This is a genomic window from Candidatus Soleaferrea massiliensis AP7, from assembly GCF_000820765.1.
GTDB classification, from domain to species: Bacteria; Bacillota; Clostridia; order Oscillospirales; family Ruminococcaceae; genus Soleaferrea; species Soleaferrea massiliensis.
Genome location: NZ_CCYH01000029.1, coordinates 165768 through 190106 on the forward strand (window position 1 = coordinate 165768; position 24339 = coordinate 190106).

The window sequence follows — 24339 nt, forward strand, 5'->3', positions numbered from 1 at the left end:
ATAGTAAAGTCGGGTAAAGACCTCAGCATCCGTTACCCGACTTCCGCGTTTTTTGGGGCTTCTTCCTCACTTTCGATATTTCGCTTGGTGCCTCTAAACATCGCCTCGGTGATGGCGCTCTTATATGCCGCCAGTTCCAGCGGCGAGGTCAGAAGCTCCACGTTCTCCTCAGACAGCGTTTCTTTCGGGTTATCCTTATTCTTGAGGTTATGGACAAGGATGGACTGGTTCGCCAGCAGCGTGATCAGCCACACAATTTCATCCAGTGCCATTTCAAAGTTTTCGGACTTAAGCAATTTTTCGCCCAGGTTCTCTAATCCGCCATACCTCCGGGCGATCTCCTTCGTTGCGCGGGTGGTGAGTATCAGTTCAAACTCCGCGCCACCGATATTTATAACAGCGCTTCTCTCGTTATCCATTATTCAATCCTCCTACGGTTCCGGTGTATAGACAGGCTCGTAGACCTGAGAGAACCAGCCGGTGATGGTAGCGGAAGATACGCCTGCGTCGCCATCGGTGACCTCCGCTTTCCACGGGTGCTTGCCCATACCATCCAGCTTATTCCGGCGCATGACCGTTCCTTCGATGGTGGGCGTAGAGAAGGTGATGGAATCAGCCTTCGTCTGCAGGTTCGTCGCGGGCAGTCCGAACTTCACGCGATAGAGCCAGAAATACCGGTATTTGCCGTTGGCTTTCTGCGCGCGGAAACCCACCGCACAGGGCGTCCCCACGTTCTCGCTGGCCGAAACCAGCACGCCGTTATCGTCCGTGGTCGCGCCTGTCAGATCCGCCGCGACCGTGGGGCCAATATCGTCCACGCCGAGGGTGAGCGTCCCGCTGTTGAAGTCCTTAACCACCTCTGCGGCACCGTCATCCGCGTACAGGATTGCCTCCACCAGCTCCACCGACAGCTCGGCGTTGATGGCTTTGGCGAGTACAAGGGGTGTCGCGTAGGTTTCCTCGCCGTTGGAATCCTCGGTTATTTTTGCATAGTACAGCTTGTCAAGACCAATCGTTGCCATGTGTTATTCCTCCAATCCGTAGTTTTTTGCCACGTCAATAACGTAATGGTGGTAGCCGGTATCATCCTCGTGGCCGATATACCGACGCTCGGTTACCGTAAAATCCGCGTTCAAAAGCGCCGTCGTGATCTGCTTTTTCCGCAGCCGGTAATTGCCTTTTATAAACAGCGATAACCGAGCTTCCTGCACCTCGTATCCCGGACGGTTATCCGCGTGGACTTCGAAAATGTCCGAAAGCGGGAGTATCACGACATACTCATCCGGGGCTTTGCCAGAAAAAACGCCGGTCTCCACGGGAAGCGGGACGGCGTTCACAAGGGTATTCAGTTCCGATAAAATGCTCATAGCTTGCCGATCTCCTCCTCCAGTTTGGCGATCATCGCGTCGGTGCAGGGTTTCCGGGACGCCGTCTTTGCCGGTCGAAGGAACGGCTTTGCGGGTTGGCCGTGCTTGCCGTATTCGATGATGTTGGCGATCTTGGCGTTGCTCTCACCGTCCGTACGCGGCTCTGCGAAACCGACCTTTACATTGTAATTGCCGTTCCTGTCCTGTTTAGCGTCCGAAAGGCCGAGAGAGGAAAGCAGCTCGCCCGTGGTTCTGGAAGGATATGCAGTTCCTTTGCCGATGGCCGTGCGCAGGTTGCCTTTGACCTTTTCCAGCACCACCTCGCCGCCGACCTCCAGCACCTTCGGTACGATCACGTCGATTTGATCACCCAGCCGGGATATACGCAGGAGAAATTCCTTCGGCATTTGCACATTCACTTTCGCCATATCCGTCACCCCACGGAAGGCTCCAGCCGCTCGGCCAGAACCTCGATATACATTCCGCGTCCCCGAACATCCTCCGCGCTGAGTATCCGGTACCGCCCGTCGTCACAGGTAATGAGCATTTCAGCGGTGACCTCCATGCCGGGTATTTTCCTGAACCGGAATAGAGAAGACGCGGTAGAAAACGCCGCCATATTCATCCACCGCTCGCCCCCGTGGCGATCTTCCTTGTATGCGCGGACGGAAGCGAGGATGGTGTCGCCCGTCGTTGCAAAGCCCTCCGCATCCTTAGTGGGAGTCGTGCTGACGATGTCGATGAAGGTGTTCATCTTCCCAAAGCTCATATCAGACACCCCACTCCCGGTCGAGCCGCAGGAGCATATTCACCGTATCCCATACCTGCTGCCCGGCCTGCACATTGTCCGCAAAGAAACCTGCAGTCGAGCCATCCCTGCTTTCGTAGAAATGGCTCGACAGCATGATGACAGCCTGTTCGGTGGTCGGCGGCATGGTATGCGTTGCATACCACCCGGCGGCGATATGCTGGTAGCTCTCCGCGTAGGAGACGGCGGCGGTGATGTAACTCAGCAGGAGGTCGTCGTCCGCATCATGCATGAGGATCAGGTTTGCCTTAACCTTGGGTAAAAGATTATCCGCTGTTGCCATACCGTCCGCCTCCTTCCGCTCATTCCTCGTCGGCCTCCATCAGCCCCGCCGCTTTCAACTTGGCGAGTAGGGCGTTAAAATCGGCGACCAGTCCGGCAACATCAGAAGCCGTGCTGTCCGCCTGATTCTCCGCGACCGGAAGCCCCGTTACCGAGGCTCCCGGCAGGATTTCCAGTGCGCCGCCGACGACCCATTTCTCGCCGCCCTGTTCCATGTGGTTTTTTGTTGTATAGCTCAAAGGTCAACCCTCCTTACGCATGCTGCTGGAGAACTTTGATAGCCTCCGGCAGGATCAGCTTGCCATCCACGCGCTGGGTAGCCACGAAGCCTACCTGCCCGGTGACGGCATAAAGCTCGTTGAGCCGTCTGAACACACGCCCCTGACGGTCTGCCACCCAGTAATAACTGAAGTCGCCAAACACGACGGTCTTGGCAGCTGCCGCAATAGTGGGTACATATGCCGAGGTGTATACAGGACGGTTCAGGATGGTGTCGGGCGTGCTCGCCTGCAGGGAGGGCTGCCAGAGGTACTGCCCCTGACCATCCTTCAGTTTGCGGATTGCCTTTACGGTGGCATCATTCATGACGAACACAGCCCTATTGCGATAGGGCGCCTTCAGCGCGTAGAACAGGTCGAGTACCTCGTCGATGGTGACAGCCGTGGCACCCGCCGTGGTCACACCGATCTGCGCGCCGCCCGATGCCGCGAGGATTCCGATGGGCTTGCCGGAGCCGTCACCCGTGAAGAAGGCTTCCTCTTCCTTATTACCGATGCGCCGGGCAAACTCTCTGGAAATGTATGCTTCGAGGTTGAACACGCTGTCGTTGAGTAGCTCCTCGGAAACCTTAATCAGAGTACCCAGCTTGTAGGCTCCGATGGACACCTGACCGAAGCTGTCGTCACTTTCGGGTATGGTACCTTCCTCATCGATCCAGCTCGCAGTGCCCTTGGATGCTACGACGGGAATCCTCCGGTCGCCGGAAGAGGTGGTGATGACGCTAGCCAGTGTGCGGAAGATGTTCTCATCTTCGAGGGCTTCCACAAGGGTACGCTCGAATTCGTCGGGCACGAGGTAACCGCCCTCGGTGTCGGTGCCGATCTGCAGGGCGTTTTTTACATTCGGATCAAGCCCTTCGCCTGCGCGGGTGCGCATGGCGTTCCAGAACGCCTTCCTGTACTCAGCGGATGCACGGCCTGTCTTTTCCTCGGTGCCCTTGGACGGCGTGTTGGTGATCGGGCTGCTGGTGGCTTTGGAGAGTTCCATATCGATGACAGCCTGACGCTCAAGGCGCTCGATTTCCTTGCCCAGCGCCACAACGTCGCTTTCCATTTTCTCGTAGGTGGCGGTATCTTCGGCGGACAAAAGCCCATCGCCACCTCGCTTGCTGTCGAGGAACGCTTTGGCCGCGTCCCACGCCTTGGCGCGCTTCTCGCGCAATTCAAGAATTTTACTCATTGTAATGCTCCTCCTTCAAATTAGTGGGAAATTAAAAAGAGCCGCTTTTCCAGCGACTCAATCGGGGTACTTGTTTTCGGTTTTTGCTTCTTGGGGATCTTCCCGAGCAGGGAGTTGTACACGGCGGCGCGGGAGAACATGAGCATCTGTCCCGTGTCCTGCGGGATACGTTCCTCGTCCTCCGTGAACAGGAGCTTATCGGCGAATCCAAGCTCGATGGCTTTGTTCGCGTTCATCCAAGTCTCTGCGTCCATGAGGTGCGAGAGCTTCGCCCGCGAAAGGCCGGATTTAAGTTCATAGGCGTTTATGATGCTTTCCTTGACCTCGTCCAGTAGGGCCTTGGCACGGAGCATTTCCTCGCTGTCGCCGATGGCGATGGTCGAGGGGTTATGGATCATCAGCATGGAAACGGGCGACATATACACATCGCCGCCCGCCATCGCAATGACCGATGCCGCGCTTGCCGCCAGTCCGTCGATCTTCACGGTGACATGCCCGGTATAGTCCATAAGCATGTTGTAAATCTGCGCCGCCGCGAACACGTCGCCGCCCGGCGAGTTGATCCACACCGTGACGCTGCCGCTTCCCGCCAGCAATTCGTCCTTAAACATCTTCGGCGTGACCTCGTCGCCCCACCAGGTTTCCTCCGAGATCACGCCGTTGAGATAGAGGGTGCGCTCCTCTGTGGTTTCATCCCGCACCCAGTTCCAGAATTTCTTCATTTACTGACCTCCTTGCATTGTTTGTCCGGCAAACGCTCCCGCGTCAGCCAGCTTAGTCATGTTGCCGTTGACCAGATACAAATCGCCGCCCTCCTCGGCGGGGATACGGTTCATGTCCTCCAGTTCTCGGATATCGTTGGCTGACATCCATCCGTTCTGCCGCCCGACGGCGTAACCGTTCATACGGCTTTGGTAATCGCCCCGGAGCAGGCCGTCAAGGTTAAACTTGATGAACAGTGATGGTTTCTCGGAGGGCAGGATAAGGGATTGCTGCAGGCTCTGCTCCCAGCGCACCACCCACGGATCGAGCGTATATTTTACGAATTCCAGCGATTGCTGCTCTATGTTCGAAAAGCTGGATTTCTCAAGGTCGCCCACCATATGGGGCGGCACGCGGAAGATCCGGGCGATTTCGTTGATTTGAAACTTCCGTGTCTCCAGAAACTGCGCCTGTTCCGGTGGTATTGACATCTGATGAAACTTGAGCCCTTCCTCCAGAACCGCCACTTTATGGGCGTTGTGTCCTGAAAACTGCGCGTGCCAGCTCTCCCGCAGTCTTTCTGGGTCTTTCACCACGCCGGGGTGCTCAAGCACGCCGCCCGGATTTGCACCATTGGCAAAAAATGCCGCGCCGTATTCCTCGGTGGCCAGTGACATGCCGATGGCGTTTTTCGCCATGGCGATGGGGCTATATCCAATAAGTCCGTCGAAGCCCAGACCGGGGACGTGAAGCACCTCGTCCCTGCGGAGCGTTACCGTTCCACCACTTGGATTAAGCCTGCTTTCCTCGGTGTCACGGCGGTATGTGTAGACCAATTCGCCGTTCGTCGCTCGGCTGACCTCCATTTTGTTTGGTAGCAGAGGGTAAAGCGCCACGGCCTGACCGCGCCCGTTCCGCACCACCTGCGCGTAGGCGTTGCCCCAAAGCAAAAGATGACTCATCAGTGTTTCTCGGAACACGAATGAAGTCATCTCAGGGTTTGGTTCGTTATGGAGCAGGTAATAGAGCGGGTGCTGTGCGACGCGTTCCTTGCCGCCGTCCATGCGGTACCGGTAAACGTGCAGCGGCAGCCCAGCGATGGCCTCGGACAATATCCTCACGCAGGCATATACAGCGGCGGATTGCATGGCCGTCCGCTCATTGACCGTCTTGCCGCTGGTCGTACCACCGAACAGGAAGGAGAACGCACCACCAACGCGGTTTTGAGGCTTATCCCTAGAACGGAACAGTCCTGAAAAAATACTCATAGGATCAATAACCCCCTCTCGTTATACACCGATTCGCCACCGTTGCCGGAGCCGCAGCGAATGGCGCGGTCGAGCGCCATAATGGTCGCCACCGCACCGTCGATTTTCTCAGTCGCCTTTTCCTTATCCGCCTTTATATTTCCCGCAGAGTCGGTTCGGATATAGATGTTGTCCATCATCCATCGAAGTACCGGATGCCCGCCGTGGGCAATTTTCTGTTCCAGAGTCAGTTTCATCAGTTCTTTAGTCGGTGGGGACATATCTTTAAACCCCTGTCCGAAGGGCACAACCGTGAAGCCCAGCCCTTCGAGGTTTTGGGTCATTTGAACAGCTCCCCAGCGGTCGAAGGCAATTTCTCTAATGTTATATTTCATACCAAGTTCCTCGATAAAGGCTTCAATAAATCCATAATGAACGACATTCCCTTCGGTTGTTTGAAGAAAACATTGTTTCTTCCACAAATCGTAATTTACATGATCCCGCCGGACACGCAAATCGATGTTATCCTCCGGTATCCAGAAGTAAGGCAGGATTTGATATTTGTCGGTCTCATCCAACGGGGGAAATACCAGCACAAAAGCTGTGATATCGATGGTACTGGACAAGTCAAGTCCTCCGTAGCAGGTACGCCCGCGCAGGCTGTCCGCGTCGACGGGAAAGGCGCATTTGTCCCATTTCTCCATCGGCATCCAGCGTACTGCCTGTTTGACCCACTGATTCAACCGAAGCTGCCGAAAACTGTTCTCCTCGGCGGGATTTTGTTTTGCGCTCTCACAAGCCGCTTTCACTTTGTCCATTCCTATTGTAATCCCAAGAGAAGGGTTTGCTTTTTTCCATACCTTCGGATCAGTCCAATCGTCTGCTTCCGCTATGCCATAAATCACTGGATAAAATGTTGGATCCGTCTTGCGTCCCGAAAGAATATCCAGCGCTTTTTGATGTACCTCATAACAGATAGAGTTAGTATTGTCACCAGCTGTGGTAATCAAAAAGTATAACGGCTGCATTCTGGCGTCTCCGCTACCCTTGGTCATAACATCAAACAATTTTCTATTTGGCTGCGTATGCAACTCATCGAAAATTACGCCATGGGTATTGAAACCATGCTTATTTGCCACATCGGCTGAGAGTACCTGATAAGTGCTCTCCGTTTCTGTATATATAAGCGTCTTTGTAGATTCACGGATTTTGACCCGCTTGTTTAATGCTAGCGATTTGCGCACCATAGCCTCGGCAATCTCAAACACAATCTTTGCTTGGTTTTTGTCCGAAGCACAGCTATATACCTTAGCACACTGTTCTCCATCAGCGCAGGTCAACAGAAGCGCAACTGCAGCAGCGAGCTCTGACTTTCCATTCTTTTTTGGTATTTCGATATATGCTGTATTAAACTGACGGTATCCGTTTGGCTTCAAAACACCAAACACATCCCGAATGATTCGTTCCTGCCAATCTATAAGTTCAAAAGGCTGCCCATCCCATATGCCACTGGTATGACGCAATTCCTGGATGAAAGCGACAGCATAGTCGGCGGCTTCTTTGCTGTAAACAGAATTCTTCGCCATAAAACGGGTTGGTGTGTATTTCTTGAGTTTTCGTATATCCGCCGCCTCCTTTCAAATAAAAATGTACAAAGAAAAAAGGAGCTTCTTTTGAAGTCTCTTTTTTAGCGCTCTGCATGGATTCCTATGCCCAATATGCCTTCGCACCCGGCGCGGATTTCTACAGATCGACAAGAAAAAGAGCCTCCTCGGAAGCTCTCTTTCTCTGGAAGTGGATTTCTTCGCACCTATCTACTGCGGCTCTACTTCTTGCCGTGCAAGATAAACTCCGTATACTTCTCGGGAAATTCCTCCAGCAAGACCACCAGCTCGTAGAATTGCCTGCCATGCGCTATGTGCTGTACGCCCTTGATGTCAAACATGTTGATCTCTCCAGAAGTCCGGATTGCCATGATTTGTTCCACAATCCTGTCGGTAAATAGCGTCTTATCCATTATTTCACCTCTCTTTAAAGTGGAGCATGTGGAGTCACGCACCGCTTTGACAAATATAGCAAGGTCGAACCTCGCATTCACATACCCCTCTTTTATCACCTCGAAGTAATACCTGCTCGGCGAGCCGAGGGGTCTGCCTTCATTCATGATATAAATCATCGCTTCGACCCATTTGCCTTTGTATCTCACCTTGACCGTTTCCTTGCGGTAAAGCCACGGATAACCCTCGTACCGGTCGAGCGCCACCTCGTCCTGGGGCGTGATTTTCCAAACCAGCACCGGAACGCTGCAACCTTTTTCTTTCTCAACGGTTGCCACCGCGCCACCTCTGTCACCCCGGAACAAAAGCCTGTAACCGGCCAGCTTCGCGCCGCCCATAACTTTGGCGGTGGGGCAACGCTGCGCCATTTGCCTTAAATTCAAATTGCTGCCGTATGCAGCATAAAGCGTGCTGCTTTCTGTATTCATAAAAACCCTTGCCCTTTCTTGCGTTGTGCGCCCGCAGGTTGCCCTGTGGTGCGCTTTCTTTTTACGCCCATAACCATTCGACCGAACGGCATGCCAAAACGGAGGGCGGCTGTCCGCCCCCGTTGGCAGCCTTTATCTATGCAGCTGTCCGAAATCGCCACGCCGCGTTGCCCTCCAGATGCTTGCAAAGGTGTTCCTGGCAGTTTGCGAATTCCTCGCCAATCAACCCGATGCGGTTGAGGTAGGTGCGCATTGCGAATTTCTCGTTTTCGATCTGCGGCTTTTTGCTGCTGGCGCATTTCTGCGTCAATGCCTGATGGTTGAGCGCTAAGGCAAGGACTATATAACTGCGTATCTTTCCGGCGTGAAGCTCGCTGTTGAAGCCGCGAAGCTCGACCGTGTGGTTGCCGTTGAAAAAACTGTGCAGATTCAGAAAATGGTATCTGCTGCCGTGATAATGGTAGCTGCGGCTCTCATCGTAACCCTCGTACCAAATGCGTTCGAGTTTATCCATTGTCTTGGGTTTGCGCCGGTTCATTTTTGCCACCAGCGCTGCGTCCATTTTCTTGCAATACGACATTCTGGCCGCTTCGATCTGCAAGGCTTTATAGAAAAGGTCATTTTTGCTTGCGATAATGTTTATGAAGTTTCTGAGGCTGCGCGGCGTGTGCGACGCGCCGTCCAAATGAATATGAATCCCGCAGGAGCTGTTCGCAAAACCGCCCGCCTTGCGGAGCCTTCGAATCAATTCCTGCAGGATTTCAATGTCCTCGCGGTAGGTGAGGATGGGTGTGACCATTTCGACTTTATATTCATCATCTGCTGAAACGATCTGCCCCCTAGCTTTTTTCTGGGCCGCGATGCTGCCGTCATACACAAACTTCCAAACCCGCCCATCCGGTGCGATGACTGTTTGTGCCGCATCAACCCTGCCGCCCAGAAACTCCGCAGCAGCCTCCGCTGCTTTTGTTCTTGTGATCCCGGTGAATTCGACCTCGACTCCGATCCTTGTTGAAAACATCTTATTTTCCTCGCTTTCACTGTGCTTTTTGCCTTTTGGTAGGACACATTAGGCCATGAAAAACACAGGATAGCAAGGCAATTCCACGCGAAATCCCGCAAGAGCTTCAACAAATTTTGCGGTAGAAACTGTGTAGATTTGGGCGATTTACAACGATTGTATGTCGGCTTGGCCGAAAAGTCCGCGTTATATGTGGGCACCGTTATATGCGCCTGATCACATCTTCTCCATAGGCCGCGCCCAGCGTGCTGCCGCAATCCCAGTTGATGAACACGGTGCCGATATCGTCCACGAAATTTACCGTCCCTTGATCACCGGATTTGAGTTTGCTGTACGGGTCGTTCATGCTGACCAACTCCACACGCGTACCAGTGGGGTATTGTTTACGGATCCGCTCCACGGTCTCCTTTGAGGGAAACTTATTCATCCTATACCTCGCTTTCGAGCCGCTGATCGCTCTCCGTTTTCGGCGGTGCGCCATTCTTGAAAGCGCTGTTGCCGGAAAGATTTTTCAGCAGAATTTTTCGGGCGGTCTTATACTCGTCTCCCGTAAAACCCAATCGTATGAGGAATACCCGAAAGGCGAACTTCTCGTTCTCCACGGGCTTTTCTTTTGCGTTGACACGCTTTTGCTCCTTGGCCGCCGTGCAAAGGGCGCAGACGAGTCGGGAGTAAGCGTCGACCTCTTCGCTGGTCGCGCCGAAGTGGAACCATGGGAATTTTAGCAGCGTTTCCGTTCGCTCGACGGGCAGCGCATCCGCACCGACAGCCTTTTTGATGAGCGCGGCCTTGCTGGCGATAAGCCGGTCGAGGTTTTCAAGCGCCGTGTCGGTGAAACCCTCCAGCGGCATTTCAACTATCAGGCGGTCGGGTTCGTCACTTTCGGGCTGTCCGTAAGCGGGTGGTTCCTCCTCGTCGCGGTAGGGGCTGACCCTGCCGCCGAGAGCGGCTTCATAGGGAATTTGCACATCATCGGGAACAGGCTCCGCTGCCGGAAGCGGCGTGTCGTATTCCTCTGTTTCGGCCTTGAAATCGTGCAGGCCGCAAAGGTCGGCGACCAGTCCGTAGTTGTCCTCTCCCTCAAGGACTCCGTTCTTGTCGATACGGTAATCGCCCACCTCGTAGGCGAAGGTCGGTGCTCCGAGATACTTGGTCGGCGCGTTTAGTTCTTGGCTGATTGCTCCTACCAGCGCTTTTCGTTTATCGCCGGTCACATTGTAATTGATCCTCATTTTGTAAGCCTCCTTTGCTTATCTGGTGCTTACATTAATCACTCTATAGCTGTGGGATTGCAAGGCGTTTATTCAAAGAATAACGAGACATTATTTACCCCTCTGATTGCGTTGAATCCACAATACCGGATACATCCGCATAGTCTGTTTCCTCGCCGCCGCGCAGAAGAAGAACCCGCTCCGCGCCGCCAGCCTGCTCAATGTACCGTTTTACAATCACGTCGCAGTATTTCGCATCCAGCTCCATCATGAAACACACACGTCCGGTCTGTTCGGCGGCGATCATCGTGGTGCCTGAGCCGCCGAATAAATCAAGCGCTGTATCACCGGTACGGGAACTGTTGAGCATGGCCTTGGCTACCAGCGCTACCGGCTTCATCGTGGGATGCTCGACCGATACTTTCGGGCGGGGAATATCCCACAAATCCGATTGCTTACGGTCTTTTAGCGGGCAGAGGCGGGTGCCCTCAGGCCAGCCATACCAGATCGGCTCGTATTGTGTATGATAATCCTTGCGGGAAAGGATGAGGCTGTCCTTTGCCCAGATAATCGTGCTCGACCAGTGGTATCCAGCCTGCCGCGTAGCATTCATGACGTTGCCCCATTCCTGCGCGCTCATCACCACATAGGTCATACAGCCCGGTTCCGATACATCGCGCATGGCTTGAAATGAAGCCAACAAAAAAGCACCGAATTGTTCGGTGCTCATTTTATCATTGAGGATTTGTCGCGGCTTCCAGCTTGGGTGACTGGCATCCGAGCCGTAATCGACATTCCACGGCGGATCCGTAAATACGAACCGCGCCTTTTTACCATCAATCAGCTGACGCACATCCGAAAGCGATGTACTGTCGCCGCACATGAGGCGGTGCTTGCCAAGCAGCCAGATATCGCCGCGCTGCGTAACCGGCGTTTTGATTTCCTCAAGCGCTTTCTTTGCGTCAAAATTGTCCTCCTTGACCTTACCAGCCGTTTTTTCCTTAAACAGCTCATCCATCTCGGCTGCATCGAAACCGGTCAGGGACACATCGAAACCGTCCTCGTTCAAATCGCGCAACAGGTCGGTTAAGAGGGGAATGTCAAACTCGCCGCTGATTTTATTAAGAGCCACATTCAGCGCCTTTTCACGCTGCTCATCGATATCCAGCACCACGCAGTCGATTTCCTGATAGCCCATCGCTTTCAGCACTTTGAACCGCTGGTGGCCGCCTACGATGTTGCCCGTCCGGCTGTTCCACACGAGGGGTTCCACATACCCGAATTCCTCTATGGAGCGTCGCAGCTTCTCATACTCCACATCGCCGGGCTTCAGGTCTTTTCGGGGATTGTATTTCGCCGCCTTGATTTTTGAAACGGAAACCTTCTGTATATCCAAACCTTATCCCTCCAGTCTGACCGCTTTTTCACCGGTGAAATCTTCCCAGCGCTTGACCGCCAGATCGCAGTAAACGGGGGAAATCTCCATTGCGTAGCAGCGGCGCTCGGTCTGCTCCGCCGCGATGATCGTCGTACCGCTGCCCGAAAACGGCTCCAAAGCGATGCCGTCCCGGTCGCTGTGCATCTTGATACACCGCCACGGCAGCTCGACGGGGAACATAGCGGGGTGCTCCTTGTTGGCGCGCACCGTAGTCATTTCCCAAATGCCCGCATAGCCCCACTTTTTCCGTTCTTCCTTCGTGAGCCGTTTGACAAACCGATAGCTGTGCCCGGCGAATGCCGAGAGCCACACATATTCCTGATCGTTATATTCCTCGGCCTCGCCGTTCTTTGAAAACGCCGAAATGTACTCGTATTGTTGTACGGGCTTGTTGGAAACAAGGTGATAGGGGCCGATGCCGAAATTCATCCCTTGCTTTTTCCATATCCTGATCCAGATGGGGCGGTAGCCGTTATCCGCGAACATATTTACAGAATAAACGCTGGTCGGCTCGATGAACTGGGAGCCGGTGGCGTAAAGGTCACCGAGGTTCCAGCAGACGATGTCCGCATTTCTGCACAGATTTTTGATGACCGGTCGGATGGTTTGAAACCACGGCTCGATGCCCGCCTTTTCATATTCTTTGCCCACACCGTAAGGTGGGGAGGTAACCGCCACCTGCGCGTGGCCGCCGTCCATCAGCTTTTCAAAATCGGCCTCGCTGGTGGAGTCACCGCACATCAGCCGATGTTGGCCTAACATCCAGATATCTCCGCGCTGCGTGACCGCACCTTCACCTTCAATACGATCTTTTTCTTTATCAATATCGAAATCGTCCTGCACCGCTTCCTTGGCATAAAAGCGGTTGAGCAGCTCGTCGATTTCCGAAGCGTCAAAGCCGGTGAGAGATACATCGAACGCGCCCGCGTCAAGGTCGGCCATCAACTCAGCCAGCTTTGCTTCGTCCCAAGAACCCTGAATGCGGTTTAACGCTACGTTTAAAGCGCGTTCTTCCTTGTTACCCAAATTTACAATAACACAGTCAATCTCTGTATAACCCAATTCCAACAGCACTTTGAGTCGCTGGTGACCTCCCACGAGATTGCCGCTGCGTTCGTTCCACACAAGCGGCTCCACATAACCGAAAGTTTCAAGAGAACGTTTCAATTTTTGGTATTCCGGATCACTGGGCTTTAAATCTTTTCGCGGATTATACTGAGCGGCGTTGATCTTCGCCGCATTTATTTTTTCGATTCTCATCATCGTGCCTCCTAAAAAAGCATCGGCGAAATGACCTGCACCAACTCGCCGATCCGTTTTGAACCGTACCCCGGCTCATCCAATATCACCCCGCATGACCATACCTTGCCTTACCTGCCTTGGGGAGCGTTTTATTTCCCACGCCGGGCTTTGAGCAGACGCTCCATCGCATCATCATGGGGCGTCATGCCTCTATAATCCGCAGCGTTGTTTTCCTTTACGATTTGGTATATTTGAAACCACAGATTGTTAACCTGTTTCATGAAAGATTGCGACATCGCCACATAAGGCGACGGGATAGCATTGCCCGTGGTGGGGTGCTTGGCGAGAAACCCGAACTCGGTTATACATTCCTCACACTGTATCCACCGCGACACGCTCATGGCATATTGCTCCAAAAGCTGCGCAGGGATAAGATGAGCGCACCGACGCTCATACAGCCATTGCCATGTCTTTTCATATATCTCCACAGCCAGCATTGTTTTCCCGCTTTTCTGCTTGGCAGATAGATATTCACGGGGCGGGGGCATCGTCTGACCTTCCAAATCCGCCGTGTCCTTGAACTCCACAATCGTCAAAGGTCGCCTGCCGGGATTACCCTCCAGAATTTTATCGTGCAGGGGCTTCTTTTTTTGTCCAGCGCCTACCCGCGCACCGCCCCGATTGGTACCGTCCTTCGCCATACACATCACCTCGCTTTATGTTAAAAATGCAGGGGGTATATACCTTGTTTGAAACCGCGACTTTTCGCGCGTGACCCCACGCCCGTTGCACGAGAGAAGAGTCACAGAGATTTCGACCGCCCCTACCGATTCCATCGTCCGCCTTCGCGGGCGGTGATCTCGGAGTGACAAGGCGTACATAAACTCATAAGGTTTCGCTCGTCATGGGTGCCACCCTCGGATAAAGGAATGATATGGTGCACTTCTTCGGCTGGCGTGAGCTTGCCAGTCTTAAGACACCGCGCGCACAAGGGGTGCGCCGCAATATACCGGTCACGGATGCGTTTCCATGTCCGACCATACCGCTTGCGAGTGGCTGGGTCGCGTTCGTATCGGTTATATCGCGCGTCGATTTCCTTTTGATGCTTTTCACAATACCTGCCATCCGTCAGCTCCGGACAGCCCGGGTAACTGCATGGCCGTTTGGGTTTTCTCGGCATATAGCCACCTCCCGGGTAAAGCAAAAGCCCTCAGAGCAAATGCTCCGAAGGCTTTTGAAAACGTTCCACAGTTTTTGATATTACCAGTATAGCACCTCGAAACGCAAAAGTCGTCCGCGATTTTGGACATATTATTTTCCGTAAAGCAGAATAGCCAGACGTTCAAGCGTACGGTTTTTCTTTTTATAGGCCGAAGAACGTTCAATATGGAACCGGTCACTGATTACCCCAATCGCGTCGGTCTGCCGCGCGTCCTCAATGCGATAGAACTCCGACAGGACAAATTGCTCTTCCTCGTTTAGAGCGTCCCACGCAGGTTTGAACCAATCCATATACTCCAACGCTTGACGGTAGCGTTCTTTCAGAACGTCGATTTCGTCAATACAGGAGATGAGTTTGTTTTCGCCCGCTTTGGGATTATGAGCGGAAGGCATACCGGTTAGGTGGGAGGAGCGGATCGAGGTCAGGCGTTCCTGCACTTCCTCCAAATCCTCTTGATGGTTCTTGATGATATACTCCATGCTGGAGTAATCCTTCAAGGCGTCGATGGCCGCCGCCTTTTTATCTAAGTAAATCCAAGCTATCGACATGAGCTGGCACCTCCAAGGTATCAAGAATGGTTTTGACATCCTCGACGCTTGTCACTTTGAAGGCTTCGCCCTTAGCAGCTTTGATTTTCCGAATCGTAGTTTCCTGAAGCTTTGTCAACTTGCCGGATGGTGTTTTAACCTCAAAGACGACGAACCTGCCGCCAACGCAGCAGATGATATCCGGCAAACCGGCTGTGCCGTACATGCCGCCATGTTCTTTCCAACAAAAGCAGAGAGGCACAGTCTTTAAATAACGCATGATCGCGTTTGTGATGTCCTTTTCTGTCATACCAGCCCTCCAATCCGAACGGGCTGCGAACGGGTCTGAAATCGAAATTATCCAGTATCTACGCGTGTTTGAACGGGTTGAACGGGTAACCAGCCGCTTCTTATATATATCTTAAAATATTTACTACATATAGCATTCTGGTTCTATACGCAAGAAATAGGGAAAAGTGGTTCAACCCGTTCAAAGCCTTATATCATGCGGATTCCCCGCCATGTTTTGCGGCGACTGACCCGTTCAAATCCGCGCTCGACCCGTTCACCTAAGCTCTCAATATCCTTGTTAAAGTTGGCCTGCGACATGGGCTTCAGGCCGTTTTTGTTGCAATACTCCCGATATTGCTGGAACAGCTCCTCGCGTATGCTTTCCGCATTTTCATCCAGCTCGCAGCAATCCTCCACGAAAGATAGGACGCTGTTGCTTTCCACCTTGTACCGCTGCAGCTCCGCTCGGGTCGCGTCGGTTTCGGAAAAAATGTAGCTGTTGGCCATGAGCCTTTTTAATCCCGTCAGCGCCCACATAAAAATGCCGTCGCGTTCCACGGCCAGCTTATCCAGCAGGTTGGGATCGCGCTTTTCAGGCGGCACCGTATTTTCGAACCGGATGATGATTAGCCTGCGGTAAAACCCCTCGCTGCGGTCACCGTAGTTGCGCGGGATTTCGTTGCAGGAAAACAGCAGCCGCGCATACGGCTTGAAGCTGAAGGGGTTCTTGTTTTTGCGCTCGGCGGTGATGTAATCCTCACCGGTGAGTGCCTTGAAAATGCCGTTATCGTCCACGCTCTTGGAGGGCAGGTCGGCGAAAATATTCGCCAGCTTGCCGAACAGCTCCGCCGTCTTGAACCGGTCGGAGAGCGATTGCCACGGGACGTTCGACACGTTTTCGCTGCCCAGGAGGATTTCCTGCACGATGGACAGCAGCGTCGATTTGCCCGCGTTGGGCGCGCCCACCAGCACAAAGCTCTTTTGCGCCTTGTTGACGGGAATCAAAAAATACCCGAGAATTTCCTGCAGCAGATAGACCTCCGGTTCCTGCAGAACGCTTTTTATGAATTTCATGAACTTGTGGCATCCGGCGTTCTCCCTGTACGCCGCCTTGAGCTGCACCGTCGAATAATACTCCGGCGTGTGCGGCTTGAAGCTGCCGTCAAGGACGTTGTACAGTCCGTTTGCCGCGTTGATGATGAACGGGTTGCAGTTGATCTCCCGGATCGGCTTATATATAAGCATGCGCCACTGACCCTCGGTGTCGTTGATGGCCGACATGGTCGCATAGCGACCGATCAGATGCTCGCGCACCTTGGCCGAAGCCTGCAAATCCGACGTAGCCTTATACACACCGCTTTCATAAAGATAATAACTTTCCGCTCCATAAAAGGCGTCCACGTTTTTTGCCATGTGATTGGCCAGCAGCCCCGAAACGAAATGCAGGCCCCGATCCGTCACCTCGTACCAATCGGGCAGCTCCTCGCCGGAGGTTTCCCGCTTCGTGTCCTTGTTATCGCGGTATGCCTTGTACAGCTCCTTTTGCTGCGCCACTAAAGGCTTGACCGCGCTGGTTTTCAGGCCGAAATGCTCCTTGAGCTCATACTCAATGAACGTCCCCGCAACGACCGAATCCACGTTGTAAAGATAATCGCGGACGAAATCCTGCGCGGTCTGCATATCGTCCACCGCAGACCTCCGGATCTCCAGTTCCGAGAGAAACACACGCAGTTCCTCGACGGAGAGCGCCTTGTAACAGAGAGCGGCGGGAGACTTGCAGCCGCAGCTGCCATCCTCCATTTTGGGACAAACGAAACCTTTCTCGGCAATCCTCCGACAGGTGATGGGCTTCGTGCCGCTCTCCAGAAAATGATTAATTTTCTCCTGTGTCTCGGCACGCTTATAGCCGGGATAAGGCTTGGAAAGGGTATGGATGACGAGGTCGCCGCCCTCGAATACCGCGAGGTTTGTGATCATCGAATACCAGTCATGCTCCGGGAGAGTTTTCGCATTGTCCCGACAGTGCTGCACAAAAAGACACCGCTTGCCGACCAGAGCCAGCCCTTTGCGAGTGCCTTTGGGCGCTGGCGCTTTGATTACCGGGTCGTCCGGCACCTCGGGCAGCGCCGCCTCCAGCTCTGCCTGCGTATAGCGCAGTTCCGGATTGAATTTGATGCACTCCACCATGATCGGCTCGTTTTTGCAATGGTAGAATCCGGGCAGCCGAAGCACACGGCTTTCATTGACGCAGGCCGGGTCGCCATGGAACCGCGCGATGAGCCGCTTTTGCACCCTGCGAAAATCTGCGACCTTTGCGTCCTTCAATAACCAATAATTGTGCAAAGATTTTCTTGTTTTGACGATCAGCGAGGGTTCGATGGGAAACGCTTCGATCTGCGCCATCTGCTCTTCGATGGATAGCTCGTCGCATTCCACAAACTGCGCGTTGATACGCGTGATATCGGCGTCCTCATGGCCACCGTAATTGACCACGAAATAAATGCCGCGATTCTGTTTGTTATGTTTTTTCAGAGTATCCACCATGGCGGCGATCTTCCCGGCCTCACACTCCAGCTTCTGTCCGCGAAACGCTCCTGTTTTGCGGTCATCAAATATACGCAGGCAGACCGTTTCGCTCGCATCGAAAAAAGGCCGCAGAAACTCTTCCAAAGGAATGGACAGCGCCTTCATGTCAAAACCTCCTGAATCGCCGCAAACACCTCACGTAGCTCCTGTAAAGCGGCATATTTTTGCGTGAATGCCCTCATGTCGTTCTTTGCGCAGTCCAGCAGATACTCATATTCAGCGCGATTTTCCACCACAGCCGAAATTGCCTTATAGCCGCGCTCCGATTCAGACTTCACATTCACAAACGCCCTGACCGCCACGTTCTGCGAATCGCTGCCGCTGACACTGACGGCCACGATATTTCGGATCAGCTCGCCTGCCTGATGCAGTCGATACCGCTCCGCCGCGCTTCGGTCGTCCCACTCGAAACAATCGTGAATGACGCTCGTTTTTACCTTGGCCTTTTCGACCACGGCTGCCGGGGTGATGAATCCCTCGCTGTTTTTACAGCTTTCTATTTCCTCACCGGCTTTTTGCGCGGGGATGTTATATAGATTGGGTATTTTCCACTGATAGACCATCTTCATGCCTCCTTTGCTTAAAGCGGCGGTTTTTCTGCAGAACCGCCAAACTGCCCATGCGGCGCGTTACCGTAACAAACCGTATCTCAGCCCACCCGACCTTACCCGGTCACGCCTGCCTTACCTAACCAAATCCTGCCCTGCCAAACCGTACCGCACCTCACCCCACCTGAACATACCAAGCCTGCCAAACCCCGCCTTACCATACCGAACATTGCCGGAACTCACCCAGCCACACCTTGCCTGCCATGCCATACCCCGCACTACCGCGCCCCAACCAGCACTACGCTGCCTTACCCCGCCTGCCACGTTCAGACGATGCGATATGCTCCGAAAATACCGCCTTTTTCACAGCGCCAGTCCCCGATGCCGACTGCGAACCCTCCGAAGTTGAAAAAGTTGATGATCTGTTCCAGAGAATAAACCGAGGAGTTGTACACCACCTCAAATTCAATCGACCATTCGGTGAACTCGGCTCTATACCGGATTTCCGGCGCGCCGTTATTGATGACGGCGTAATCCTCGCGCATTCTCGGCATGCCGATTATTTCAACCAGCTCGCCGCCGAGGATATGGAACGCGCCGTAAACGCTGACCTTGTCTTTGGTCAGTCCCGCGCGGTAAGCCGCCGAAACCGCCGATTGTTTTAGCCCCGTGGCAGGGAATCCGAATTTCGCGCCTTTTGCCAAAACCGCCTCGAACGCCTCTTCGGTGTATTCCGTAGGCATGGGCGTGATCCAGTGCAAGCTCTGCATAAATTCCATTACTGGATTTTTTGGCTCCTTGCCTGATTTGGCCTTTTGCATGCATTTGTCCAGAATTTCTTTCCGGGCTTTTTCCGAAAATTTATGGACGATGAGCGGGGTCGTTCCCTCGATGCGTAACACAGCCCGCTTAATTTGAATTTCCGGTATGACTACCTGTACCGATTTGCTTGCCATCTGAATTGTCCCTCCTTGACTTTTTACCTTGGACGTACCCCGTGAAGACACTGGCCGGAATAGCCAGCAGGAGCAGCAACTCGCCGCCGCCGTGAATGACCGGCTGCCCGCGCGAAAGAAACACCTTGACGCAAAGCCCGGCGCTGAAGCCGATCACAACCAGCGCCATATAAAAGGCTGCGATACCCAACCGTCTGAGCATATCCATTCATTTCACCTCTGTGCCTTGATTGATGAATAACCGAATCCTGATTCCAAGGCCCCGTGCCCGCTCGATTTCCTGCCGCATGCCTTTGGAAATCGTGCTGCCGAATATCCAAATTTCATCGCATTTTTCCAAAAGCACCAGCCCGAAATAAAGACCGAGGCTGCGTTGCGACTTGATCCGGTCGTCCAAAAACTGCGGATAGATCAAGTGGGGCGCGATGGGAACCGCGCCTTGCTCCACCGCATATTTGCAATACCGCCGGGCGTTCTGTAGGTTCCGCTCCACATCGCCCGCAAAAGGGGAGCAGATGAACACCAGCGGTCTGCGTCTGCTTTCTTTTTTTTTCCGTTCGATAGCCGTGAGCGCCTCGTAGGGGGTGGGATCGTAATACCGTTCGTGGTTATATTTGTTTACGCTCATAGCCTCACGCCTCGTTGATGGCCGCCCAAACCTCCCGGGGCATGGCGACAATTTGCCAGCCCACACCTTCCAGCGTCGTGGCGCGGTCATAGTCCGGTACGTCCTGCGACGCGCGGGTGACAGCGTTGGATAAACCGTAAAGCGATAGGTCACCGCCGCTGATTAGGTGTTGCAGGATGTCGTTTTCCTCAGTCTGGGTCAGCCCGTACTGTTTCGCAGTCAGCTCCACCACCTGTGGCACCGGTGCGGTGATTCTGACCTCGGCGGCCTCCCGCAGCTTATCGACCACCGTGGCGAACCGCGCCTCGTCGACGGCGGTGCGCACGATATCGGCCAGCTTGAGCATAAATGCGGTGTCCTCGGCCTGCAGCGTCTCATCGCTATACAGCTCCCACGATTCCTCAAGCTCACGGCCTGCATGATATTTCCGCTGACCGAAGTCGCCCACGATCATACCGTTCAGACATACCAACCGATAGGCCAGCGGCATGACCGACACACTGCCGAGGCCGACCTCGCTGTTGCTGATCACGATGCCCGCCTGCACGATGTCGCCCTTTTGCACCTCGGCCTCCAGCCGGGGATTGACCACCTTTATGTACATCCGCGTTTCCGTGACCTCACAACTGATGACCTGTGCGTCCGGCATCTTGCTAATGATCGGCAGCGTCGCTTTGGCGATGTCGTAATTGTCGATTCTGCGGTATCTATCGCTTAAAAATGCTCTGGCCGTCCCATCCAGCGTGCGGATGGTATGTTTTGACGGTACATGCCTGAACCAGCCGTTGACGTTCTGTGCCAGAAGCTCCGGATATTCGCCGCGCATTTTATCGTAATACTTTGCTGGAATGCCCAGCGCAGCGCCAAGCTGTCGGTGAAACAGATCAGTCATCCCGTATGGCGTAACCTCGCGCATTCCGCTCGGAAGCGGGCGGCACAAGCTGAAAAGTTCCGCGCTGTCCTCCAGCATCATTGCGTCGGAGGTTACGATAAAATCGCGCTTGGCTTCACGTTGCCGGTCAAGCTCCCGCGCTAAATCTTGCAATGTTCTTCCTGTTTTCATGTTCCTATACCTCCAATTCTTTTAGTTCGCCGAAACGAGGGCCTGTCGCCGCTTCGGCCACAATGGGTATGTCAAACCCTTCGAAGGGCAGCGCCTCCATGCAAGCCTTGATGAAAACCGTTGCTTCGGGCACCTTGTCGTGGGGCAGCTCGAAAACCAGCTCATCGTGGATTTGTAATAAAGGCCGGAGCCACATGCGGTCAGTCAATCCGGCAACGATGCGGCCAAGCGCCAGCTTGAGGATATCCGCCGCCGACCCTTGAATGGGCGTGTTGAGCGCGCACCGCTCGGCAAAGGACTTCTTGCCCCAATCCTGTGAGGCGATGCCCGGCAGGTAACGCCGCCTGCCCAGCCACGTTTCCGTATATTTGTGGTATTCAGCCCGTTTTTTAACTTCCTCCTGCCACCGCGAGAGGCGGGGGTACCCGGCCTTCAGGTTGTCGATGATCCGCTCGCATTCCGACAGCGGCGTATTCAGTCCTGCCTTGAATTTCAAGTTGCGATACAGTCCTTTGGGGAACAACCCGAAGAACACCCCAAAGTTGCAATTCTTGGCGATGGTACGACACTCTTTGTAATGCTCGGCGTTTTTGTCCGCTGCATCCTCAAAAGGAATATGGTAAATAACCGAGGTGGTCTGGGCGTGAATGTCGCCGCCTGTGCGATAGATTTCCAGCATCCGTTCGTCGCGGCAGTAAAACGCGCCGACTCGCAGCTCAATTTGTGAAAAGTCCAATGAAAGTAAAACCTTGCCTTCTGGTGCCGCAAAGAAGTTACGGATGCCAATATCGTCCGTACCGGCGCGAGGCATGTTTTGAAGATTGGGCTTCCGTGCCGCAAAACGCCCCGTCTCTGTGGCCAGCGGCATAAGGTCGGCGTGGATCCTGCCGGTAGCCTCGCTGATATGTTCCAGATAGCCGTCGATGTAAGTGGATTTGATCTTGCCCCATTTTCGATATTCCTGAATCAGTTTGAACAGCGGCACTAAATCCGGGCGGTTTTCCTCGCACCACTCGGACAGCAGCACCAACGCCTCGTCGTCCATGGCCTCCTGAAACTTGGCCGTCGTTTTGAACACCGGCAGCTTCAGATCGTCGTATAAATACTTTTTGAAGGCTGAGGTGGCGGCGTTCGCGCCGATATTCACGTCGCCGGTCATAAAGGCAATCTCCTCCCGGAGCTGAGCCAACCGGTTATCGGCTTCTTCCTGCTTGGCGGCCATCAGCTCCCGATCCACCGTTAGGCCGTTGTATTTCATCAGCCCGCAGTAAATCGCCGTGGGCGATTCGATCTGCTCCACGATGAAGCGGTGTTTCGGCAGGTATCGGTCAAACCATCTGTTGAACAGGTGATAAAGCCGCATGGCATAATCGCTGTCGGCGCAGGCATAGCGGACGGTTTCCAGGTCCTGCGGATCCAGCTCATCAAAATACCGACCTGCCGTGACATCCTCGAAGCTGGGCAGCTCGGTTCCGAGCAGCTCCGGCACCAGCGTTTTCAAACCGCTGTCGGCCAGCGACCGAAACTGTGTGTGGCTCTTGAGCGTCATCTGCGCGGCGGCGATGGTGTCATATACGGGAGCCTGCATGACAATACCGAGAGCATAGAGGAACATCGCCTCAAAGCTCAGATTGTGCGCGACCTTGATGATTCCGGTATTTTGAAAGAAAGCCCCGGTCAGCCAGTGCCATATAGCTTCCTGATCGGTGGCGTTTCCCCCGGTGCGGTGAGCCAGCGGTACATAAATCGCCGACTTCTCGGCCACCGAAAAGCTGACGCCCACGATGTGTGCCTTGTGCGCGTCCAGCGCGGCACGCTCCTCATTGCGATAGTCGTCCAACGGACTCGTTTCAAAATCGAAAGACACAAGCGTTGCGCCGCCGAGATAATCCTTAATTTCGGAAAATGTTTTTACACATTGATAGTCCATGATTTCCTCCTTGCCGCCTGTGACGGGAGGCGGTCTGCGCCGCGCTCCCGCCATAGGCCGATTCTTATCTCAGCGGTTCGATGACTTCGCCGGTGGCTGGATCGATTTCGGCGAAATCCTCTCCATCGTCATCCAGCGTATTGTCGAAGTTGAATGCCACCTGCTTGCTGAATACTTTTACCTGCTCGGACAGCTTCTCCAGCAGCGCGTATTCCTGTGGCGTGAGGACGCGGTCGATGGCGAACTGTGCCTGTGAATAGGCGATGCCGCCGCTGTTCGTGGCTTTGCGCAGCGAAAACCGCGTGACCACGCTGTTGGATTTTCTACCCTTGCCCAATAGCCGCTTGATGTACTTCGTGAACTCCTTCAAGCTGCCGGTCGGAAGGGAGAGCAGCAGCGGGAAAATCTCGCCCTCCCGCAGCACAAAAATGCGGCGGCGGTTTTTGCACGCTTTGGAACCATTCTCGCCCGAGCCGAATTTGTTGTACGGGCAGGTCTTGCAGCTGCCGCCCGGATCGCCCTCCCCGGTGATCCCGTCGAAGCTGCCGCAATCAGGCGGGTTGTTGCCTCCGGTATACTTGCTCTTGTAGTAGGCGAAAAGCGGGTGATGGTACAGGATCACCGCCGAGAACTCTTTGACGGTATCCGGTTCCCCCGGATTTTCTCCCGGAACCTCGAACACTGTGCTGCCTGCGGAAGGAATCTTGATCCGCTCAAAGCTCATGTCCAAGCCGTCCAGCTCCTCAGTCATCATCTCGGCCATATTCACATCCGCCAGCTGAAGAAAGCCGCTGCTTTTATGCTCTGTGAGCGCCGTTTCTTTTTTGTTTGACATTTTGAAATCCTCCTTAAATGTGTTATTTTGAAGCCTTGCGAACCCCGACCGAGGTCTTTTCAAAGACGTTCACCAGCCCTGAAAGCCAGTCGGGTAAAACATCCTCGTTTTCTTCGATTTGCTCCTTGACGAAGGATGACAGGGAGTTGGCGTTGACGGTTTCCGTCACCAGTTCGCCGTAGCCCTCGCGGCGAAGTGCCGCGAACAGCTCCTCCTTGCAGCCCGCCACGGCGGACGCCCGCGTTTTCGTGACCAGATAGAACATCACGCCGCCGCGCGTAAAATTCTGCGTTTCGGATTCTGCCATCAGTTCCGAGAGCCGGTAATCCGTCTCATTAATCTTGGCATTCAGCTCCTGAAGCTGCTGCTCGGCGGCTTCCTTTTGCTCCCGAAGCACTCGGAGCTGCTCGGCCAGCTCAAACATTTTTTCGCTGTCCGACAGTGTGCCGTCGAGCTGACCGCTTCCTTCGTAATCCTGCGATTGCAATGCTT

At 54.0% G+C, this 24339-nt stretch carries 30 protein-coding genes and 1 pseudogene; all 31 read right to left on the reverse strand.

What is annotated here, in order from left to right; genetic code table 11:
* Positions 1 to 32: 32 nt before the first annotated feature.
* The 31 genes and pseudogenes from BN348_RS07275 to BN348_RS07425 all read right to left on the reverse strand — a co-directional run bounded on the left by BN348_RS07275 (position 33) and on the right by BN348_RS07425 (position 24334).
* Positions 33 to 419, reverse strand: coding sequence for a hypothetical protein (locus BN348_RS07275; protein ID WP_040197178.1), 387 nt, complete (start codon positions 417 to 419; stop codon positions 33 to 35).
* 12 nt (positions 420 to 431) lie between these two features.
* Entirely contained in the window at positions 432 to 1022 is a 591-nt protein-coding gene (locus tag BN348_RS07280) for a major tail protein (RefSeq protein ID WP_040197179.1), read from the reverse strand.
* 3 nt (positions 1023 to 1025) lie between these two features.
* A complete protein-coding gene (locus BN348_RS07285) occupies positions 1026 to 1367 on the reverse strand; it encodes a hypothetical protein (RefSeq protein ID WP_040197180.1) in 342 nt (113 codons plus the stop codon).
* Positions 1364 to 1795, reverse strand: a complete 432-nt coding sequence (locus BN348_RS07290; RefSeq protein ID WP_040197181.1) for an HK97 gp10 family phage protein — start codon at positions 1793 to 1795, stop codon at positions 1364 to 1366. The genes BN348_RS07285 and BN348_RS07290 overlap by 4 nt, the downstream gene beginning before the upstream one ends.
* A gap of 5 nt (positions 1796 to 1800) precedes the next feature.
* Positions 1801 to 2136, reverse strand: coding sequence for a head-tail adaptor protein (locus BN348_RS07295; protein WP_040197182.1), 336 nt, complete (start codon positions 2134 to 2136; stop codon positions 1801 to 1803).
* A 1-nt stretch (position 2137) separates the two neighbouring features.
* Positions 2138 to 2458 carry a head-tail connector protein gene (locus BN348_RS07300; RefSeq protein ID WP_040197183.1) on the reverse strand — a complete coding sequence of 107 codons (321 nt, stop codon included), beginning with the start codon at positions 2456 to 2458 and terminating at the stop codon, positions 2138 to 2140.
* A gap of 19 nt (positions 2459 to 2477) precedes the next feature.
* Positions 2478 to 2696, reverse strand: coding sequence for a head fiber protein (locus BN348_RS07305; protein ID WP_040197184.1), 219 nt, complete (start codon positions 2694 to 2696; stop codon positions 2478 to 2480).
* Positions 2697 to 2709: 13 nt separating this feature from the next.
* The gene (locus BN348_RS07310) at positions 2710 to 3915 is read right to left on the reverse strand and encodes a phage major capsid protein (protein WP_040197185.1); all 1206 of its coding nucleotides are present in this window, start codon (positions 3913 to 3915) and stop codon (positions 2710 to 2712) included.
* Positions 3916 to 3935: 20 nt separating this feature from the next.
* Entirely contained in the window at positions 3936 to 4637 is a 702-nt protein-coding gene (locus tag BN348_RS07315) for a head maturation protease, ClpP-related (RefSeq protein ID WP_040197186.1), read from the reverse strand.
* Positions 4638 to 5885 carry a phage portal protein gene (locus BN348_RS07320; protein ID WP_040197187.1) on the reverse strand — a complete coding sequence of 416 codons (1248 nt, stop codon included), beginning with the start codon at positions 5883 to 5885 and terminating at the stop codon, positions 4638 to 4640.
* Positions 5882 to 7486: a terminase large subunit gene (locus BN348_RS07325; RefSeq protein ID WP_040197188.1), complete on the reverse strand. Its 1605-nt coding sequence runs from the start codon at positions 7484 to 7486 to the stop codon at positions 5882 to 5884. The genes BN348_RS07320 and BN348_RS07325 overlap by 4 nt, the downstream gene beginning before the upstream one ends.
* A 203-nt stretch (positions 7487 to 7689) precedes the next feature.
* Complete coding sequence (locus tag BN348_RS14310; RefSeq protein ID WP_278247747.1) at positions 7690 to 7881, reverse strand: DUF5049 domain-containing protein; 192 nt, start codon at positions 7879 to 7881, stop codon at positions 7690 to 7692.
* A pseudogene (locus BN348_RS07330) lies at positions 7882 to 8349 on the reverse strand (gamma-glutamylcyclotransferase family protein); the annotation flags it as partial.
* A gap of 136 nt (positions 8350 to 8485) precedes the next feature.
* Positions 8486 to 9370 carry an amidoligase family protein gene (locus BN348_RS07335; RefSeq protein WP_040197189.1) on the reverse strand — a complete coding sequence of 295 codons (885 nt, stop codon included), beginning with the start codon at positions 9368 to 9370 and terminating at the stop codon, positions 8486 to 8488.
* 202 nt (positions 9371 to 9572) lie between these two features.
* On the reverse strand, positions 9573 to 9797 hold the full coding sequence (locus BN348_RS07340) for a DUF4314 domain-containing protein (protein WP_040197190.1): 225 nt from the start codon (positions 9795 to 9797) through the stop codon (positions 9573 to 9575).
* Between the two features lies 1 nt (position 9798).
* A complete protein-coding gene (locus BN348_RS07345; RefSeq protein WP_040197191.1) occupies positions 9799 to 10602 on the reverse strand; it encodes a hypothetical protein in 804 nt (267 codons plus the stop codon).
* 94 nt (positions 10603 to 10696) lie between these two features.
* Entirely contained in the window at positions 10697 to 11977 is a 1281-nt protein-coding gene (locus BN348_RS07350) for a site-specific DNA-methyltransferase (RefSeq protein WP_040197193.1), read from the reverse strand.
* Positions 11978 to 11980: 3 nt separating this feature from the next.
* A complete protein-coding gene (locus BN348_RS07355) occupies positions 11981 to 13279 on the reverse strand; it encodes a site-specific DNA-methyltransferase (RefSeq protein ID WP_040197194.1) in 1299 nt (432 codons plus the stop codon).
* 131 nt (positions 13280 to 13410) lie between these two features.
* Positions 13411 to 13962 carry a P27 family phage terminase small subunit gene (locus BN348_RS07360; RefSeq protein ID WP_040197195.1) on the reverse strand — a complete coding sequence of 184 codons (552 nt, stop codon included), beginning with the start codon at positions 13960 to 13962 and terminating at the stop codon, positions 13411 to 13413.
* A 122-nt stretch (positions 13963 to 14084) separates the two neighbouring features.
* Positions 14085 to 14441, reverse strand: a complete 357-nt coding sequence (locus tag BN348_RS13585) for an HNH endonuclease (RefSeq protein WP_040197196.1) — start codon at positions 14439 to 14441, stop codon at positions 14085 to 14087.
* Positions 14442 to 14572: 131 nt separating this feature from the next.
* The gene (locus BN348_RS07370) at positions 14573 to 15031 is read right to left on the reverse strand and encodes a hypothetical protein (protein ID WP_040197197.1); all 459 of its coding nucleotides are present in this window, start codon (positions 15029 to 15031) and stop codon (positions 14573 to 14575) included.
* The gene (locus BN348_RS07375; RefSeq protein WP_040197198.1) at positions 15003 to 15320 is read right to left on the reverse strand and encodes a VRR-NUC domain-containing protein; all 318 of its coding nucleotides are present in this window, start codon (positions 15318 to 15320) and stop codon (positions 15003 to 15005) included. The genes BN348_RS07370 and BN348_RS07375 overlap by 29 nt, the downstream gene beginning before the upstream one ends.
* 188 nt (positions 15321 to 15508) lie before the next feature.
* Entirely contained in the window at positions 15509 to 17992 is a 2484-nt protein-coding gene (locus tag BN348_RS07380; protein WP_082020848.1) for a phage/plasmid primase, P4 family, read from the reverse strand.
* Positions 17989 to 18450, reverse strand: a complete 462-nt coding sequence (locus BN348_RS07385; RefSeq protein ID WP_040197199.1) for a hypothetical protein — start codon at positions 18448 to 18450, stop codon at positions 17989 to 17991. The genes BN348_RS07380 and BN348_RS07385 overlap by 4 nt, the downstream gene beginning before the upstream one ends.
* A gap of 311 nt (positions 18451 to 18761) precedes the next feature.
* On the reverse strand, positions 18762 to 19214 hold the full coding sequence (locus BN348_RS07395; RefSeq protein ID WP_156136450.1) for a hypothetical protein: 453 nt from the start codon (positions 19212 to 19214) through the stop codon (positions 18762 to 18764).
* Between the two features lie 130 nt (positions 19215 to 19344).
* Entirely contained in the window at positions 19345 to 19599 is a 255-nt protein-coding gene (locus BN348_RS07400) for a hypothetical protein (RefSeq protein ID WP_040197202.1), read from the reverse strand.
* Entirely contained in the window at positions 19600 to 20019 is a 420-nt protein-coding gene (locus tag BN348_RS07405) for a DUF7768 domain-containing protein (protein WP_040197203.1), read from the reverse strand. It abuts the gene before it with no gap.
* A 4-nt stretch (positions 20020 to 20023) separates the two neighbouring features.
* Positions 20024 to 21082: a DUF932 domain-containing protein gene (locus BN348_RS07410; protein WP_040197204.1), complete on the reverse strand. Its 1059-nt coding sequence runs from the start codon at positions 21080 to 21082 to the stop codon at positions 20024 to 20026.
* A gap of 4 nt (positions 21083 to 21086) precedes the next feature.
* On the reverse strand, positions 21087 to 23012 hold the full coding sequence (locus tag BN348_RS07415; protein ID WP_040197205.1) for a bifunctional 3'-5' exonuclease/DNA polymerase: 1926 nt from the start codon (positions 23010 to 23012) through the stop codon (positions 21087 to 21089).
* Positions 23013 to 23076: 64 nt separating this feature from the next.
* On the reverse strand, positions 23077 to 23847 hold the full coding sequence (locus BN348_RS07420) for a hypothetical protein (RefSeq protein WP_040197206.1): 771 nt from the start codon (positions 23845 to 23847) through the stop codon (positions 23077 to 23079).
* A gap of 22 nt (positions 23848 to 23869) precedes the next feature.
* Positions 23870 to 24334, reverse strand: a complete 465-nt coding sequence (locus BN348_RS07425) for a gp33 family protein (protein ID WP_478209980.1) — start codon at positions 24332 to 24334, stop codon at positions 23870 to 23872.
* Positions 24335 to 24339 lie beyond the last annotated feature (5 nt).

Coding starts and splice junctions, on each gene's coding strand:
- BN348_RS07275 (WP_040197178.1), bottom strand. CDS start 419: ATGGATAACGAGAGAAGCGCTGTTATAAATATCGGTGGCGCGGAGTTT.
- BN348_RS07280 (WP_040197179.1), bottom strand. CDS start 1,022: ATGGCAACGATTGGTCTTGACAAGCTGTACTATGCAAAAATAACCGAG.
- BN348_RS07285 (WP_040197180.1), bottom strand. CDS start 1,367: ATGAGCATTTTATCGGAACTGAATACCCTTGTGAACGCCGTCCCGCTT.
- BN348_RS07290 (WP_040197181.1), bottom strand. CDS start 1,795: ATGGCGAAAGTGAATGTGCAAATGCCGAAGGAATTTCTCCTGCGTATA.
- BN348_RS07295 (WP_040197182.1), bottom strand. CDS start 2,136: ATGAGCTTTGGGAAGATGAACACCTTCATCGACATCGTCAGCACGACT.
- BN348_RS07300 (WP_040197183.1), bottom strand. CDS start 2,458: ATGGCAACAGCGGATAATCTTTTACCCAAGGTTAAGGCAAACCTGATC.
- BN348_RS07310 (WP_040197185.1), bottom strand. CDS start 3,915: ATGAGTAAAATTCTTGAATTGCGCGAGAAGCGCGCCAAGGCGTGGGAC.
- BN348_RS07315 (WP_040197186.1), bottom strand. CDS start 4,637: ATGAAGAAATTCTGGAACTGGGTGCGGGATGAAACCACAGAGGAGCGC.
- BN348_RS07320 (WP_040197187.1), bottom strand. CDS start 5,885: ATGAGTATTTTTTCAGGACTGTTCCGTTCTAGGGATAAGCCTCAAAAC.
- BN348_RS14310 (WP_278247747.1), bottom strand. CDS start 7,881: ATGGATAAGACGCTATTTACCGACAGGATTGTGGAACAAATCATGGCA.
- BN348_RS07335 (WP_040197189.1), bottom strand. CDS start 9,370: ATGTTTTCAACAAGGATCGGAGTCGAGGTCGAATTCACCGGGATCACA.
- BN348_RS07340 (WP_040197190.1), bottom strand. CDS start 9,797: ATGAATAAGTTTCCCTCAAAGGAGACCGTGGAGCGGATCCGTAAACAA.
- BN348_RS07345 (WP_040197191.1), bottom strand. CDS start 10,602: ATGAGGATCAATTACAATGTGACCGGCGATAAACGAAAAGCGCTGGTA.
- BN348_RS07355 (WP_040197194.1), bottom strand. CDS start 13,279: ATGAGAATCGAAAAAATAAATGCGGCGAAGATCAACGCCGCTCAGTAT.
- BN348_RS07360 (WP_040197195.1), bottom strand. CDS start 13,962: ATGGCGAAGGACGGTACCAATCGGGGCGGTGCGCGGGTAGGCGCTGGA.
- BN348_RS13585 (WP_040197196.1), bottom strand. CDS start 14,441: ATGCCGAGAAAACCCAAACGGCCATGCAGTTACCCGGGCTGTCCGGAG.
- BN348_RS07370 (WP_040197197.1), bottom strand. CDS start 15,031: ATGTCGATAGCTTGGATTTACTTAGATAAAAAGGCGGCGGCCATCGAC.
- BN348_RS07375 (WP_040197198.1), bottom strand. CDS start 15,320: ATGACAGAAAAGGACATCACAAACGCGATCATGCGTTATTTAAAGACT.
- BN348_RS07380 (WP_082020848.1), bottom strand. CDS start 17,992: ATGAAGGCGCTGTCCATTCCTTTGGAAGAGTTTCTGCGGCCTTTTTTC.
- BN348_RS07385 (WP_040197199.1), bottom strand. CDS start 18,450: ATGGTCTATCAGTGGAAAATACCCAATCTATATAACATCCCCGCGCAA.
- BN348_RS07395 (WP_156136450.1), bottom strand. CDS start 19,214: ATGGAATTTATGCAGAGCTTGCACTGGATCACGCCCATGCCTACGGAA.
- BN348_RS07400 (WP_040197202.1), bottom strand. CDS start 19,599: ATGGATATGCTCAGACGGTTGGGTATCGCAGCCTTTTATATGGCGCTG.
- BN348_RS07405 (WP_040197203.1), bottom strand. CDS start 20,019: ATGAGCGTAAACAAATATAACCACGAACGGTATTACGATCCCACCCCC.
- BN348_RS07410 (WP_040197204.1), bottom strand. CDS start 21,082: ATGAAAACAGGAAGAACATTGCAAGATTTAGCGCGGGAGCTTGACCGG.
- BN348_RS07415 (WP_040197205.1), bottom strand. CDS start 23,012: ATGGACTATCAATGTGTAAAAACATTTTCCGAAATTAAGGATTATCTC.
- BN348_RS07420 (WP_040197206.1), bottom strand. CDS start 23,847: ATGTCAAACAAAAAAGAAACGGCGCTCACAGAGCATAAAAGCAGCGGC.